We start from the raw sequence: 14,365 nt of genomic DNA on the forward strand, positions 1-14,365 counted from the left end.
CTGAAGTTGTTTAAATTTAAACCAATAAACGCTAACGGTAACAAAAAAATAATTTTAAGCTAACTACCTGAGTTACCGGAGGACATCCTGTGCCGGGCACGACCAGCAGACAGCCATACAAGGCGTGCATCGCCGGGCCTGCGCAGGTGCAGGATATGCCGCCGGCAATCGGCCAGGCGTGAGCAGCGGTAGCGGGAGTTGATCCCCTCTCCTACCGCCTGCTCGACCATAACGATGAGATCCAAAAACCCGTTAATTTTGCCCGAACACCCGTATCGGGCTTTTTTTTATCTGAAGGAATTCAACAATGAAGTCTATTGCTCCAAAAATGGTAGCCCTGATGATCGCTGTGGGGGCCAGCGGCGCCGCCTGCGCATCCGTTAATCTGCATGGTGAAGCCGGTAGCGAGTTTACCAATCTGTCTGCCAGCTTTGGCGCCGGGGAACCTGGAATGACGTTCAATACCCAGTGGGCGCATAGTGACAATGACGGCGACACCATTGGACTGGGTATGGGTTATAACTTCAACCTCGGGCCTTTCCTGATGACGCTGGGCGGTAAAGGCATCTATCTGAACCCTAAAGATGGGGATGAAGGCTACGCCATCGCCGCGGGTGGCGGAGCAGAGCTTCCTCTCGGCCAGTACTTCACGCTCTTCGGTGAGGGTTATTACTCGCCGGACTCGATGTCCAGCGGCGTCGATGATTATGTGGAGGCCAATGCCGGGGTACGCCTTAACGTGCTGCCGTCGCTGAATATCGAAGCAGGCTATCGATATATCGATATGGCGGGGAAAGACGGCCATCGCGACAACACCCTCGCCGACGGGGCCTACGCCGGGGTTAACTTCCGCTTTTAATCCATGCACAGGGATTGCCATCCGGCAGTCCCTGCTTCATTCTTAACTGGCCTGTGGCACGCTTTTCAGTACGCGGTTAATCTCCTGCAGGCCAGCAACATTATTCTCTTTGCGGTAAACCTCATTCATAGACGCCATCTGCTCCAGGCGGGTCAGAGCGCCATACACCTGATACGCCTCGCTGTGTCTGTCGAACACATCGCGGCGCTCAACATCCTGCAGATAATGACTTTTCAACGAATGGTTAAGGCGGCCAATCAGTGCCGTATTGTCCTGGAAATAGCGCGTCACCGCCTGGGCATTGTTCGCTGCAACGCCAGGCTCACTGTATGATACCGGTACGGTTAGCGCATTAATCGTCTCCACCGTTTTGGATGGCGATGTTGAACTGCATCCCGCTAAACCGAGCGCGCCGGCGACGATAAGCAACCCGATCTTGTTCATTGTGTCACTTCACCTCTGTTGATTAGACGTGGCGACTTTAACGACAGTAAAAGGCGGGAGCCAGTGAAGAGATGTTTATTAATAAATGACCGGTGGGGATTAAAACAAAAAAAGACGCTTTTCAGCGTCTTTTTTCTGGAATATTGGTACCGAGGATGGGACTCGAACCCACAAGCCCGTTAGGGCACTACCACCTCAAGGTAGCGTGTCTACCAATTCCACCACCTCGGTACAGAATACTTAGTGCGGGATATCGCTGGTCGGCTGAGCCGGCGCAGTTGGCTGAGTTTGCTCTGTTTTCGGCGCGCTCAGGTTATCCCACTCACTTCCTTTACTGGTCTTGTTGCTGTTGATGTTACCCAGCGCCAGACTGATGATGAAGAACAGCGCAGCCAGGATACCGGTCATACGGGTCATGAAGTTACCAGAACCGCTGGACCCAAACAGTGTGCCGGAAGCGCCTGCACCGAAGGAGGCTCCCATATCAGCGCCTTTACCTTGCTGCAGCATAACCAGACCTACGAGGCCAATCGCTACAATAAGGAAAACAACCAAAAGAGCTTCGTACATAATCAACCTGTTCCTTGCGGATTCGCCGCATACCAAGTGCTTCGACCAATAAAGCGGGACGTTTTAACGTTTCCCACTGAAGCGGGTGTGAATACTAACCAAAGCGAATGACCTTCGCAAGGGCAATTTCGACACATTGTATCAACTGCAGAAAAAAACAGCAAAAAGCCGGTATTCGATCATAAAAAAGGCGGCAAGCGCCGCCTTTTTAACCACTTAGCCGGCAAGCTTAGACGCTTTTTACCGCTTCGGCGATGCGATGCGCAAACTCGTGCACCTGATCTTCATGCTCGCCTTCCACCATGACGCGGATCAGCGGTTCCGTACCCGATTTACGCAACAGGACGCGGCCACGCTTACCTAACGCCGCTTCCACTTCTGCGGTCACCGCTTTGACATGCTCATTCTCCAGAGGGTTACCGCTGCCCTCGGTAAAGCGCACATTCACCAGCAGCTGAGGGAACATCTTCATGCCGCTGCACAGGTCATGCAGGCTCATGTGGTTGCGTACCATCGCCGCGACCACCTGCAAACTGGCGACGATGCCATCGCCGGTGGTGGTTTTATCCAGCAGGATCACATGGCCGGAGTTTTCCGCACCGATGCGCCAGCCTTTTTCCTGGAGCATCTCCAGCACATAGCGGTCACCCACCTTAGCGCGGGCAAACGGGATGCCCAGCTGCTTGAGCGCCAGCTCCAGGCCCATATTGCTCATCAGCGTACCGACGGCGCCGCCGCGCAGCTGTCCCTGACGCAGCCCTTCCCGGGCGATGATGTAGAGGATCTGGTCACCATCGACTTTATTGCCTTCGTGGTCAACCATGATCACCCGATCGCCATCGCCATCGTAGGCAATGCCCAGATCGGCTTTTTCCGCCAGCACGCGCGCCTGCAGCGCCCGCACGTCGGTGGCCCCGACCTCTTCGTTGATGTTGAGGCCGTTAGGCTCGCAGCCCATCGCGATAACCTGGGCGCCCAGCTCGCGGAAAACATTGGGCGCGATGTGGTAGGTTGCGCCGTGCGCACAGTCCACCACCACTTTCAGCGTGGAGAGGCTCAGTTCGTTAGGAAAGGTGCCTTTACAAAACTCAATGTAGCGGCCCGCGGCATCGACGATGCGGCTGGCTTTGCCCAGCTCAGCCGAGTCCACACAGGTGAGTTCTTTCTCCATTTCGGCTTCAATCGCCTCTTCCACATCATCCGGCAGCTTGGTGCCCTCAATGGAGAAGAACTTGATGCCGTTGTCGTAGAAAGGGTTATGTGAAGCGGAGATGACGATCCCCGCCTCGGCGCGAAAGGCGCGCGTCAGGTAGGCGATCGCCGGCGTTGGCATTGGCCCGGTGAACGACGCAGAGAGCCCCGCTGCCGCCAGCCCGGCTTCCAGCGCCGATTCCAGCATATAGCCCGAAATACGGGTATCCTTGCCGATGATAATTTTACGCGAGCCGTGACGCGCTAACACTTTGCCCGCCGCCCAGCCGAGCTTAAGCACAAATTCCGGAGTGATCGGCGCATCGCCGACGCGGCCACGAATACCATCGGTGCCAAAATACTTGCGGTTACTCATAACGTTTTTTTCCCTTAGCGGCGAGAGTGGCTTCCACCACGCGCAGCGCTTCTACCGTTTCTTTGACATCATGGACGCGGATAATCTGCGCGCCCTGCATTGCTGCAATGACGGCACACGCCAGGCTGCCGTTAAGCCGTTCCGACGGCCCGACGTTCAGCAACTGACCTACCATCGACTTACGCGACATACCGACCAGCAGCGGCAGACCAAAGCGATGAAACTCTCCCAGCCTGGCCAGCAATTGATAATTGTGGGTGAGATTTTTACCGAAACCGAATCCCGGGTCGAGCAGCAATTTTTCTTTTGCGATCCCTGCCTGTTCGCAGCGCACGATGTGTTCATTAAAAAAGCGCTCCACATCGGCGAAGACATCCTCATACTTCGGCGCCTCCTGCATGGTTTTCGGCTGTCCCTGCATATGCATCAGACACACCGGCAGCCCGGTGTCCGCCGCAGCCTGCAGCGCGCCGAGTTCGGTCAGCGAACGAATATCGTTAATGATATGCGCCCCTGCCCGGGCGGATTCGCGGATAACCTCCGCTTTGGAGGTATCCACGGAGATCCACACCTCAAAGCGCTGGGCGATAGCCTCCACCACCGGGATCACCCGCGCAAGCTCCTCTTCCACGCTAACCTCAGCCGCCCCTGGCCGCGTCGATTCACCGCCGATATCAATGATGGTCGCCCCGGCGTTGATCATCAGATTGGCATGCTTCACCGCCTCAATCAGCGAATTATGGGCGCCGCCATCGGAGAAGGAGTCAGGCGTCACATTAAGAATACCCATCACGTGGGGGTGAGAGAGATCGAGGGTTGAGCCCTGGGCTACAAGTTTCATCACAAAATCCCTGAGACTGAAGAGGTTAAAAAAGAAAAACCCCGGAGCGGGCGCCCCGGGGTTTTAAGGTTAAAACAAGACATCAACAGCGGCAGCTTATTTGTCGCCCAGCTGCTCTGACATGGTGTTGCCCGGGTTCGGCGTACGCGGTTCATCGACCGGACGCGGCGCACGAGGCGTGCCATTGTTGTCAGAGTTGTTAGAAGAACCGGGTTCTTCCCAACCCGCTGGCGGACGAACATCGCGACGAGCCATCAGGTCGTCAATCTGCGGCGCATCGATGGTCTCATACTTCATGAGCGCATCTTTCATCGCGTGCAGAATGTCCATGTTGTCGTTCAGCAGCTGGCGAGCACGACCGTAGTTACGCTCAATCAGCGATTTCACTTCCTGGTCGATGATACGCGCGGTTTCATCGGACATATGCTTCGCTTTCGCGACGCTGCGGCCGAGGAACACTTCACCCTCTTCTTCCGCGTACAGCAGCGGACCAAGTTTGTCGGAGAAGCCCCACTGGGTCACCATGTTACGCGCCAGGTTCGTCGCCACTTTAATGTCGTTAGACGCGCCGGTAGAAACGTGTTCCGGACCGTAGATAATCTCTTCCGCCAGACGACCGCCGTACAGAGTGGAGATCTGGCTTTCCAGTTTCTGACGGCTGGCGCTGATCGCATCGCCTTCCGGCAGGAAGAAGGTCACACCCAGCGCACGACCGCGCGGGATAATCGTCACTTTGTGCACCGGATCGTGCTCCGGCACCAGACGACCGATAATCGCGTGGCCCGCTTCGTGGTAAGCGGTGGACTCTTTCTGCGCTTCCGTCATCACCATGGAGCGGCGTTCCGCACCCATCATGATTTTGTCTTTCGCTTTTTCGAACTCAACCATCGATACGACGCGTTTGTTGCCGCGGGCAGCAAACAGGGCCGCTTCGTTGACCAGGTTGGCCAGGTCCGCACCGGAGAAGCCAGGGGTACCGCGAGCAATGATTGCCGCATCGATATCCGGCGCCAGCGGAACGCGACGCATATGCACTTTCAGGATCTGCTCACGACCGCGAACATCCGGCAGGCCAACCACCACCTGGCGGTCAAAACGGCCCGGACGCAGCAGCGCGGGGTCAAGAACGTCCGGACGGTTAGTCGCCGCGATAACGATAATGCCTTCGTTACCTTCGAAGCCGTCCATCTCAACCAGCATCTGGTTCAGGGTCTGCTCACGTTCATCGTGACCACCGCCAAGACCGGCGCCACGCTGGCGGCCGACGGCGTCGATTTCATCGATGAAGATGATGCAAGGCGCTGCTTTCTTAGCCTGTTCGAACATGTCACGTACACGGGATGCACCAACACCGACGAACATTTCTACGAAGTCAGAACCGGAAATAGTAAAGAACGGCACTTTTGCTTCGCCAGCGATCGCTTTCGCCAGCAGCGTTTTACCGGTACCCGGAGGACCGACCATCAGGACGCCTTTCGGGATCTTACCGCCCAGTTTCTGGAAGCGGCTCGGCTCACGCAGGTATTCCACCAGTTCGCCGACTTCCTCTTTCGCTTCGTCACACCCGGCAACGTCAGCAAAAGTGGTTTTGATCTGATCTTCCGTCAGCATACGGGCTTTGCTTTTGCCGAAGGACATCGCGCCCTTTCCGCCGCCGCCCTGCATTTGCCGCATAAAAAAGATCCAGACGCCGATCAACAGCAGCATTGGGAACCAGGAGATGAAGATGGAAGCCAGCAGGCTTGGCTCTTCTGGTGGTTCACCAACAACTTTGACGTTTTTAGTCAACAGGTTATCGAGCAGCTTCGGATCGTTAACCGGAATGTAAGTCGTGTAACGGTTACTATCTTTCTTGGTAACGTTGATCTCACGTCCGTTGATACGCGCTTCGCGAACCTGGTCCTGATTGACCTCTTGCAGGAAGGTAGAATAATCCACCTTGCGGCCATTCGACTCGCTGGGCCCAAAGCTCTGGAATACTGACATCAGCACAACGGCAATGACCAGCCAGAGTATTAGGTTTTTCGCCATGTCACTCAAGGGATTAACCTCTTATTACAACTGTGTTAAAAACAGCGTCAGGATACGCTATATCCAGTTTCTTTCAAACTTTCATTTGAAATCTGCCGGTTATGGTTTACGCCCGGTCGCTACAATATACACTTCACGCGAACGAGCGCGGGAAGAGTCCGGCTTACGAACTTTGACCTTCGTAAACAGGGAGCGAATTTCTCGAAGATACTCATCGAAGCCTTCGCCCTGGAACACCTTCACTACAAAACTACCACCTGGCGCTAATACATCACGAGACATTTCAAGCGCCAGTTCTACCAGATACATCGCCCGGGGAATATCCACCGCCGGTGTTCCGCACATATTCGGCGCCATATCGGACATGACCACTTGTACTTTACTGTCGCCTACTCGCTCAAGTAACGCTTTCAGGACTAATTCATCACGAAAGTCGCCCTGAAGGAAGTCCACACCAACGATTGGATCCATTGGTAAAAGATCGCAAGCGATGATGCGGCCGCTGTTGCCGATCTGCGTGACCGCATACTGCGACCAGCCTCCGGGAGCAGCGCCGAGGTCAACTATCGTCATCCCCGGCTTAAAAATTTTGTCACTTTGCTGTATTTCATCAAGTTTAAACCAGGCACGGGAACGTAACCCCTTTTTCTGTGCCTGTTGAACATATTTATCGCTAAAGTGTTCCTGAAGCCAGCGGCTTGAGCTGGCAGAACGCTTTTTACCTGTCATTTAACATTCCCGTTCGGGTTCATCGTACTTTACTGCGTAAAAATCGACGCGGTAGTTTGGCGATATATGGGAGATGGCGGTAGAATGACCCGTTTTCAATCCCAACGTAAGCAAAAAAATACGATGAATCTGAGTACTAAACAAAAACAGCACCTGAAAGGTCTGGCACATCCGCTCAAGCCGGTAGTTATGCTTGGCAACAATGGTTTGACCGAAGGGGTACTGGCCGAGATCGAACAAGCGTTAGGGCACCATGAACTCATCAAGGTGAAGATCGCCTCAGAAGATCGCGAAACTAAAGCCTTGATCGTGGAAGCCATCGTGCGCGAAACCGGCGCCTGTAACGTACAGGTCATCGGTAAAACGCTGGTTCTGTACCGCCCAACGCCAGAGCGTAAAATCTCGCTGCCACGCTAAGAATATCCTCAATCCCGACACAACTTTGTGTAAAACGAGGGATTTCTGTGGCCAGGCGAGCAAAATGCCATGCTCGTGACGTTGATAAAAGGCCGCTATGCGGCCTTTTTCCTTTCTTTACAATCTATAAACATCGTAGCGGGAAATACGCCTTACAGGTATTCAACCTTGGTAATTTCGTATTCCACTTCCCCACCCGGTGTACGGATAGTCACGACGTCATCCTGCTCTTTACCGATCAGACCACGGGCAATCGGCGAGTTCACGGAGATCAGATTCTGCTTAAAATCAGCTTCGTCATCGCCCACGATACGGTAGGTCTGTTCCTCGTCAGTATCGAGGTTCAGCACGCTGACAGTAGAGCCAAAAATCACCCGGCCATTATTCGGCATTTTGGTGATATCGATAACCTGCGCATTGGACAGCTTCGCTTCGATATCCTTGATACGCCCTTCGCAGAAGCCCTGCTGTTCACGCGCGGCGTGATACTCGGCATTCTCTTTCAGATCGCCGTGTTCACGGGCCTCAGCAATAGCGGCAATGATTTCAGGACGACGCACAGACTTCAGATAATCCAGTTCTTCGCGCAGTTTTTCAGCGCCACGTAAGGTCATCGGAATCGCTTGCATTAGTTATACCTCTTTATCATTCCTTCAGGAAACGGATAGCTCCGCTCCGCCACCTGTCCTGTCCACGGGCAGGACACGAGCAAAAAGAAACCGACCCGGGAAACACTCCCCAGGTCAGCAGCAATTTTTCATTTGATAGGTATTTTACCCCGAAGTTCATTATGGGTCATCGTTTACTTTACTGGGCGTTGCACCGTAGTATGACGGCCTGGCTTCAGGTTGTTAGCGCGAGATTATGCGATTTCCCAGATTTATCATCGGATTGACTGCCGGTATAGCGCTTAGCGCTCAGGCGGCGAATATTGACGAGTACATCACCCAGCTTCCCGCCGGTGCGAACCTTGCCTTTATGGCGCAAAAGGTCGGCGCATCGACGCCGGAAATCGACTATCACAGCCAGCAAATGGCGCTTCCGGCCAGTACGCAAAAGGTCATCACCGCGCTGGCGGCCCTGCTGCAGCTGGGTCCCGATTTTCGTTTCACCACCACGCTGGAAACCAAAGGCTCACTGGACGGCGGCGTGCTGAAAGGCGATCTGATCGCCCGCTTCGGCGGCGACCCGACGCTGAAGCGGCAGGATATTCGCAATATGGTGGCGACGCTGAAAAAAGCTGGCGTGCAGCGTATCGACGGCAATGTGCTTATCGATACCTCGGTCTTCGCCAGCCATGATAAAGCGCCGGGGTGGCCGTGGAACGACCTGACACAATGCTTCAGCGCTCCGCCTGCGGCGGCGATTGTCGACCGCAACTGCTTCTCGGTCTCGCTGTATAGCGCGCAGAAGCCGGGCGATCTCGCCTTCATTCGCGTCGCCTCCTATTATCCGGTCACCATGTTCAGTCAGGTTCGCACCCTGGCGCGTGGCTCATCGGAAGCCCAGTATTGCGAACTGGACGTGGTGCCGGGCGACCTCAATCGCTATACCCTCACCGGCTGCCTGCCGCAGCGTAGCGAACCGCTGCCGCTGGCCTTCGCGATACAGGATGGCGCCAGCTACGCCGGGGCGATCCTTAAAGCAGAGCTGAAGCAGGCGGGGATCGCCTATAGCGGCACGCTGCTGCGTCAGACGCTGGCCAATGAGCCCGGCACGGTATTAGCCACCACCCAGTCGGCGCCGCTGCACGATCTGCTGCGGATCATGCTGAAGAAATCCGACAACATGATTGCGGATACCGTTTTTCGTACCATCGGTCATGCCCGGTTCGGCGTACCAGGGACCTGGCGGGCAGGATCCGATGCCGTACGTCAGATCCTGCGTCAACAGGCTGGGGTTGATCTCGGCAACACCATCATCGCCGACGGCTCTGGTCTGTCGCGCCACAACCTGATCGCCCCGGCGACCATGATGCAGGTGTTGCAGTATATCGCCCAGCACGACACCGAGCTCAACTTCATCTCTATGCTGCCGCTGGCGGGCCATGACGGCTCGCTGCAGTATCGCGCCGGCCTCCATCAGGCGGGCGTCGATGGCAAAGTCTCGGCGAAAACCGGGTCGCTGCAGGGGGTTTATAACCTTGCGGGCTTCATCACTACCGCCAGCGGGCAAAAGGTGGCCTTCGTGCAATACCTCTCCGGCTACGCCGTGGAGCCAGCCGATCAGCGTAACCGCCGCATACCGTTGGTGCGCTTTGAAAGCCGGCTTTATAAAGATTTGTACCAGAACAACTAAAAACAAAAGGGCCGCATCAGATGCGGCCCTTTTTGATCCAGAGAAGTCAGGATTAACGTTTGTAGATGAATTCAACGCCTTCTTCGTCGTCTTCGTCCCAGTCGTCATCCCAGTCTTCGTCATCTTCCACTTCGGCTTCGGCCTCTTCAAGCTGCTGACGGTGATAGTCGTCCCACATAAACTCGACTTTCTCCGGCTTCTGCTCTTCTTCCGCCTGCACGATGGGGTTTTCGATGATGAAGGTCATCACGTCCCAGCACAGATCTTTTACGCCCTGCTGGCTGGCGGCGGAGATCAGGTAGAATTTCTCTTCCCAACCCAGCGCTTCAGCAATCGCCTTCGCTTTAGCTTCGGCTTCCGCTTTGTCCATCAGGTCAATCTTGTTAAAGACTAACCAGCGCGGTTTGGAGGCCAGCTTCTCGCTGTATTTCTCCAGCTCGCCGATGATGATGCGCGCGTTCTCAACCGGATCAGAACCGTCGATAGGCTCGATGTCGATCAGGTGCAGCAATACGCGGCAGCGCTCAAGGTGCTTGAGGAAACGGATGCCGAGGCCTGCGCCTTCTGCTGCGCCTTCAATCAGCCCCGGGATATCGGCGACCACAAAGCTCTTCTCATTGTCCATACGCACCACGCCCAGGCTTGGCACCAGGGTGGTAAACGGATAGTCAGCCACTTTCGGCTTGGCGGCGGAGACCGCACGGATGAAGGTGGATTTACCGGCGTTCGGCATCCCGAGCATTCCGACGTCCGCCAGCAGCATCAGCTCCAGCTGCAGGTCGCGCTTATCACCCGGCGTACCCATGGTCTTCTGACGCGGCGTACGGTTAACGGATGATTTAAAACGGGTGTTGCCCAGACCGTGCCAGCCGCCCTTCGCCACCATCAGACGCTGACCGTGTTTAGTCATATCGCCCATGGTCTCGCCGGTGCCCTGGTCGATAACCCGGGTCCCGACCGGCACTTTTACCGTCACGTCTTTACCACGCTTACCGGTACAGTCGCGGCTCTGGCCATTCTGCCCGCGTTCGGCGCGGAAAGATTTTTCAAAACGGTAGTCGATCAGGGTATTCAGATTCTCGTCCGCTTCCAGCCAGACATCGCCGCCGTCACCGCCATCGCCGCCGTCCGGGCCGCCTTTCGGAATATATTTTTCGCGGCGGAAGCTTACGCAACCATTGCCGCCGTCACCTGCTACGACCAGGATCGTTGCTTCATCTACAAACTTCATTTTACTCTCCGTAAATCATTCGCCTGAGCGGGGCAGCGGTACTACCGCCTCTCGCTTACGCCAACGTCCCCAAAGACGATGACCGATGGCGGAATACATCGCGCCCGCAACCACGACAAACGCACCGAGATAACCAATCAGGTTTAACATCGGTCTGGCGAAAACATCGGGCCAGGCCATTGATAATAAATCAGAAAACAGTAGCGTAAACAGTGGCGTCAAGGTGATTAACGCGCTGACCTGCGCCGCCTGCCAGCGCGCCATGGCTTCCGCCAGCGCCCCGTAGCCGACAAGGGTATTCAGCCCGCAAAAAATCAGGCATGCCAGTTGCCAGCTGCTTAACCGGGATATCACCCCTGGCTCAGCGAGCGGCAGTAATGCAATCGTACATAAAGTGTACAGCAAAAATAGTATCTGCTGTGATGCCAGACGGCGCAATAACACCTTTTGCGCGACGCCGTAGCTTACCCACACCGTGGCGGCAGCAACGCCGAAAATTACCCCCCACGTGTAGTCCGTCAGGCGGGTAAAGATTTCAATCAGGCTGGTGTTGAAGAACATCACCAACCCGCTGAGCAGCATTAACGCGCCCACCACCTGGGTGCCGCGCATGCGCTCTTTCAGAATCACGACGCTAGCCACCATCATGCCTACCGGCGATAGCTGGCCGATGACCTGAGAAGCCGTGGGGCTGAGATACTGCAGGGAAGAACTGAACAGGATGAAGTTACCGAACAGGCCGCCGGTGGCAATCGCTAATAAGACCAGCCAGCGCGGCTTGCGAAAAATTCGCAGCGGCGGCAGTTTGCCTTTGATCGCGAGGATCGCGCCAAGGCCAATACTGGCCATCAGGAAGCGATAAAACACCACCGTTGGCGGCGCCATCACCTCAAGAACCTGCTTCATTGCAATCGGCAACGCTCCCCAACACATCGCGGTGGTAAGCGCCAGAATAATGCCAATCCCAGCCTGCTGCTTCATGCCTGTTTCCCTGCAAAAATTTTCCGGTAGACGAATGTAAAAAGCCCCGCAACGTGTTGCGGGGCTTTCATCCGTTACCGGGACGCGAAAAACTTATTCAGCAACGATGCTGATGAATTTACGGTTTTTCGGGCCTTTAACTTCGAACTTGACTTTACCGTCAGTCAAAGCGAACAGAGTGTGGTCACGGCCGCAACCAACGTTGGTGCCAGCGTGGAATTTGGTACCACGTTGACGAACGATGATGCTACCTGCCAGAACTGCTTCACCGCCGAAACGTTTTACGCCCAGACGTTTAGCTTCTGAATCGCGACCGTTACGAGTCGAGCCGCCAGCCTTTTTATGTGCCATTTAAATCTACTCCTCAGGTCTTAGGCGCTGATGCCAGTGATTTTCACATCAGTGAACCACTGACGATGGCCCTGCTGCTTACGATAGTGTTTACGACGACGAAACTTAACGATTTTAACTTTCTCGCCACGACCGTGAGCAACAACTTCAGCTTTGATTACGCCGCCCTCAACGAAAGGAACGCCGATCTTGATTTCTTCACCGTTTGCGATCATCAGCACTTCAGCGAACTCAACAGCTTCGCCAGTTGCGATGTCCAGCTTTTCCAGGCGAACGGTCTGACCTTCGCTTACTCGGTGTTGTTTACCACCACTTTGGAAAACCGCGTACATATAAAACTCCGCTTCCGCGCACCTCTTCGTGTGATTCAGAGTGCGCTATAAATATTCACAATAGGGCGCGAATATTACGCAAAACGCGAGCCTTTGACAAGAGCGATTAGCGATCAATGCAGAAAAAAAACACAACTTTCACGACAACGTTTATCTACGGCAATTTTTCAGTACAATCATAACTTCTTTTAATTCTGTCTTAATCCTTCTGTGATCCCACCTGGATTCATGGTAACAGGACATTTGGCCCGGCTTTTGCGATGAATTTAGAAAAAATCAATGAGTTAACCGCGCAAGATATGGCGGGTGTCAATGCGACGATTCTTGAGCAACTCAACTCCGATGTTCAGCTTATCAATCAGTTAGGCTATTACATCGTCAGCGGCGGCGGCAAACGCATTCGCCCGATGATTGCTGTGCTCGCCGCCCGCGCGGTGGGTTATCAGGGGAGCGCGCATGTCACCATTGCTGCGCTGATTGAATTTATTCATACCGCCACCCTGCTGCATGACGACGTCGTCGATGAGTCTGATATGCGTCGCGGCAAAGCCACGGCAAATGCGGCGTTTGGCAATGCCGCCAGCGTGCTGGTCGGCGATTTTATCTATACCCGCGCCTTTCAGATGATGACCCAGTTGGGCTCGCTGAAGATCCTCGAGGTCATGTCGGAAGCGGTGAACGTCATTGCCGAAGGCGAAGTGCTGCAGCTGATGAACGTCAATGACCCGGATATCACGGAAGAGAACTACATGCGCGTCATCTACAGCAAGACGGCGCGTCTGTTTGAGGCAGCCTCGCAGTGTGCGGGATTACTGGCCGACTGCACTGCGGAAGAAGAGCGCGCGTTGCAGGATTATGGCCGCTATCTCGGCACCGCTTTCCAGCTGATCGACGATTTACTCGATTACAGCTCCGACGGAGAGCGGCTTGGTAAAAACGTCGGTGATGACCTCAACGAAGGCAAACCGACGCTACCGCTGCTGCACGCCATGCACCATGGTACCGCCGATCAATCGGCGATGATTCGCGGGGCAATCGAGCAGGGCAACGGCCGCCATCTGCTGGATGCCGTCCTGGAAACGATGGCTGCCTGCGGTTCGCTGGAATGGACGCAGAAACGTGCCGAAGAAGAAGCTGACAAAGCGATTGCCGCGCTGCAGGTTCTCCCTGACACCCCCTGGCGTGAAGCCTTAATCGGGCTGGCGCATATTGCGGTTCAGCGCGATCATTAATCCCCTCCCCCTCCCCCTTCCCGCGCAATGCGCGGGAAAGTTCCAGTAAAAACCCATTCCCTAGCGTAAATTTCCGGATACCTTGATACATTCTGAATATTCCGGCGCTTTAACAGAACTTGTTAGAACCTTACCTGGTGCGCGGGTATAGTGTCCCCGTCGCCCATATGGGCCGATCAGGATCTTTATCACCAGGAGAATTTATGGATAAGTTCATCGACTGGCATCCCGCAGATATTGTTGCGGGATTACGTAAACGGGGAACATCGCTGGCGGCAGAGTCGCGACGGCACGGTCTGAGTTCTTCAACGCTGGCGAACGCCCTGACCCGCCCCTGGCCGAAAGGCGAATTAATCATCGCCACGGCGCTGGATACACAGCCGTGGGTCATCTGGCCGTCACGCTACCATGATCCGGTAACGCATGAGTTTATCGACAGAACGCAGATGATGCGTCAAAAGAAGATGGACAAGTGATGTGAT

The 14,365-nt window shown here is 55.0% G+C and carries 16 protein-coding genes and 1 tRNA gene; 5 read left to right on the forward strand and 12 right to left on the reverse strand.

Annotated elements, in window-relative coordinates:
* Window positions 1–307 precede the first annotated feature (307 nt).
* Entirely contained in the window at window positions 308–859 is a 552-nt protein-coding gene (locus AC6CWS_RS17910) for a YfaZ family outer membrane protein (RefSeq protein WP_032454172.1), read from the forward strand.
* A 42-nt stretch (window positions 860–901) separates the two neighbouring features.
* Here AC6CWS_RS17910 and AC6CWS_RS17915 read toward each other — a convergent pair whose 3' ends face one another.
* From AC6CWS_RS17915 to rlmE, 7 genes are all read right to left on the reverse strand, one after another.
* Window positions 902–1,303 carry a KPN_03583 family lipoprotein gene (locus AC6CWS_RS17915; protein ID WP_023291120.1) on the reverse strand — a complete coding sequence of 134 codons (402 nt, stop codon included), beginning with the start codon at window positions 1,301–1,303 and terminating at the stop codon, window positions 902–904.
* Between the two features lie 144 nt (window positions 1,304–1,447).
* Window positions 1,448–1,534: transfer RNA gene (locus AC6CWS_RS17920), tRNA-Leu, on the reverse strand.
* A 9-nt stretch (window positions 1,535–1,543) separates the two neighbouring features.
* Window positions 1,544–1,873, reverse strand: a complete 330-nt coding sequence (gene secG, locus AC6CWS_RS17925; RefSeq protein ID WP_002918369.1) for a preprotein translocase subunit SecG — start codon at window positions 1,871–1,873, stop codon at window positions 1,544–1,546.
* Window positions 1,874–2,102: 229 nt separating this feature from the next.
* Complete coding sequence (gene glmM, locus AC6CWS_RS17930) at window positions 2,103–3,440, reverse strand: phosphoglucosamine mutase (protein WP_065882608.1); 1,338 nt, start codon at window positions 3,438–3,440, stop codon at window positions 2,103–2,105.
* The gene (folP, locus tag AC6CWS_RS17935) at window positions 3,433–4,281 is read right to left on the reverse strand and encodes a dihydropteroate synthase (RefSeq protein ID WP_065882607.1); all 849 of its coding nucleotides are present in this window, start codon (window positions 4,279–4,281) and stop codon (window positions 3,433–3,435) included. Before folP ends, glmM begins: the two co-directional genes overlap by 8 nt.
* Window positions 4,282–4,377: 96 nt before the next feature.
* On the reverse strand, window positions 4,378–6,312 hold the full coding sequence (ftsH, locus tag AC6CWS_RS17940) for an ATP-dependent zinc metalloprotease FtsH (RefSeq protein ID WP_004206183.1): 1,935 nt from the start codon (window positions 6,310–6,312) through the stop codon (window positions 4,378–4,380).
* A 99-nt stretch (window positions 6,313–6,411) separates the two neighbouring features.
* Window positions 6,412–7,041, reverse strand: a complete 630-nt coding sequence (gene rlmE / locus AC6CWS_RS17945; protein ID WP_008806638.1) for a 23S rRNA (uridine(2552)-2'-O)-methyltransferase RlmE — start codon at window positions 7,039–7,041, stop codon at window positions 6,412–6,414.
* Window positions 7,042–7,164: 123 nt separating this feature from the next.
* On the opposite strand from rlmE, the gene yhbY reads away from it, so the two are divergent.
* Window positions 7,165–7,458 (forward strand): ribosome assembly RNA-binding protein YhbY, encoded by a 294-nt coding sequence (gene yhbY / locus AC6CWS_RS17950; protein ID WP_002918374.1) that lies wholly within the window; start codon window positions 7,165–7,167, stop codon window positions 7,456–7,458.
* Between the two features lie 152 nt (window positions 7,459–7,610).
* Here the strand turns inward: yhbY and greA are convergent, their stop codons facing one another.
* A complete protein-coding gene (gene greA / locus AC6CWS_RS17955) occupies window positions 7,611–8,087 on the reverse strand; it encodes a transcription elongation factor GreA (protein ID WP_002918375.1) in 477 nt (158 codons plus the stop codon).
* Between the two features lie 235 nt (window positions 8,088–8,322).
* Here greA and dacB point away from each other — a divergent pair, with 235 nt between their 5' ends.
* Complete coding sequence (gene dacB, locus AC6CWS_RS17960; protein WP_023291122.1) at window positions 8,323–9,756, forward strand: serine-type D-Ala-D-Ala carboxypeptidase; 1,434 nt, start codon at window positions 8,323–8,325, stop codon at window positions 9,754–9,756.
* A 52-nt stretch (window positions 9,757–9,808) separates the two neighbouring features.
* Here dacB and cgtA read toward each other — a convergent pair whose 3' ends face one another.
* From cgtA to rplU, 4 genes are all read right to left on the reverse strand, one after another.
* Window positions 9,809–10,987 (reverse strand): Obg family GTPase CgtA, encoded by a 1,179-nt coding sequence (gene cgtA, locus AC6CWS_RS17965; RefSeq protein ID WP_004206186.1) that lies wholly within the window; start codon window positions 10,985–10,987, stop codon window positions 9,809–9,811.
* 15 nt (window positions 10,988–11,002) lie between these two features.
* Entirely contained in the window at window positions 11,003–11,968 is a 966-nt protein-coding gene (locus tag AC6CWS_RS17970) for a DMT family transporter (RefSeq protein ID WP_004206187.1), read from the reverse strand.
* Between the two features lie 93 nt (window positions 11,969–12,061).
* Window positions 12,062–12,319 carry a 50S ribosomal protein L27 gene (rpmA, locus tag AC6CWS_RS17975; RefSeq protein ID WP_002434222.1) on the reverse strand — a complete coding sequence of 86 codons (258 nt, stop codon included), beginning with the start codon at window positions 12,317–12,319 and terminating at the stop codon, window positions 12,062–12,064.
* A gap of 20 nt (window positions 12,320–12,339) precedes the next feature.
* Window positions 12,340–12,651 carry a 50S ribosomal protein L21 gene (gene rplU / locus AC6CWS_RS17980; RefSeq protein ID WP_002918379.1) on the reverse strand — a complete coding sequence of 104 codons (312 nt, stop codon included), beginning with the start codon at window positions 12,649–12,651 and terminating at the stop codon, window positions 12,340–12,342.
* Window positions 12,652–12,911: 260 nt separating this feature from the next.
* Here rplU and ispB point away from each other — a divergent pair, with 260 nt between their 5' ends.
* Window positions 12,912–13,883, forward strand: coding sequence for an octaprenyl diphosphate synthase (gene ispB / locus AC6CWS_RS17985; protein ID WP_023291123.1), 972 nt, complete (start codon window positions 12,912–12,914; stop codon window positions 13,881–13,883).
* A 203-nt stretch (window positions 13,884–14,086) separates the two neighbouring features.
* Entirely contained in the window at window positions 14,087–14,359 is a 273-nt protein-coding gene (gene sfsB, locus AC6CWS_RS17990; RefSeq protein ID WP_004206189.1) for a DNA-binding transcriptional regulator SfsB, read from the forward strand.
* Window positions 14,360–14,365 lie beyond the last annotated feature (6 nt).

This window comes from Klebsiella sp. M041 (assembly GCF_059759695.1).

Excerpts from the sequence above, each read along its gene's own strand:
- AC6CWS_RS17910 (WP_032454172.1), top strand. The coding sequence starts at position 308 with ATGAAGTCTATTGCTCCAAAAATGGTAGCCCTGATGATCGCTGTGGGG.
- yhbY (WP_002918374.1), top strand. The coding sequence starts at position 7,165 with ATGAATCTGAGTACTAAACAAAAACAGCACCTGAAAGGTCTGGCACAT.
- ftsH (WP_004206183.1), bottom strand. The coding sequence starts at position 6,312 with ATGGCGAAAAACCTAATACTCTGGCTGGTCATTGCCGTTGTGCTGATG.
- AC6CWS_RS17970 (WP_004206187.1), bottom strand. The coding sequence starts at position 11,968 with ATGAAGCAGCAGGCTGGGATTGGCATTATTCTGGCGCTTACCACCGCG.
- secG (WP_002918369.1), bottom strand. The coding sequence starts at position 1,873 with ATGTACGAAGCTCTTTTGGTTGTTTTCCTTATTGTAGCGATTGGCCTC.
- ispB (WP_023291123.1), top strand. The coding sequence starts at position 12,912 with ATGAATTTAGAAAAAATCAATGAGTTAACCGCGCAAGATATGGCGGGT.
- glmM (WP_065882608.1), bottom strand. The coding sequence starts at position 3,440 with ATGAGTAACCGCAAGTATTTTGGCACCGATGGTATTCGTGGCCGCGTC.
- sfsB (WP_004206189.1), top strand. The coding sequence starts at position 14,087 with ATGGATAAGTTCATCGACTGGCATCCCGCAGATATTGTTGCGGGATTA.
- cgtA (WP_004206186.1), bottom strand. The coding sequence starts at position 10,987 with ATGAAGTTTGTAGATGAAGCAACGATCCTGGTCGTAGCAGGTGACGGC.
- rpmA (WP_002434222.1), bottom strand. The coding sequence starts at position 12,319 with ATGGCACATAAAAAGGCTGGCGGCTCGACTCGTAACGGTCGCGATTCA.
- AC6CWS_RS17915 (WP_023291120.1), bottom strand. The coding sequence starts at position 1,303 with ATGAACAAGATCGGGTTGCTTATCGTCGCCGGCGCGCTCGGTTTAGCG.
- dacB (WP_023291122.1), top strand. The coding sequence starts at position 8,323 with ATGCGATTTCCCAGATTTATCATCGGATTGACTGCCGGTATAGCGCTT.
- rplU (WP_002918379.1), bottom strand. The coding sequence starts at position 12,651 with ATGTACGCGGTTTTCCAAAGTGGTGGTAAACAACACCGAGTAAGCGAA.
- greA (WP_002918375.1), bottom strand. The coding sequence starts at position 8,087 with ATGCAAGCGATTCCGATGACCTTACGTGGCGCTGAAAAACTGCGCGAA.
- rlmE (WP_008806638.1), bottom strand. The coding sequence starts at position 7,041 with ATGACAGGTAAAAAGCGTTCTGCCAGCTCAAGCCGCTGGCTTCAGGAA.
- folP (WP_065882607.1), bottom strand. The coding sequence starts at position 4,281 with ATGAAACTTGTAGCCCAGGGCTCAACCCTCGATCTCTCTCACCCCCAC.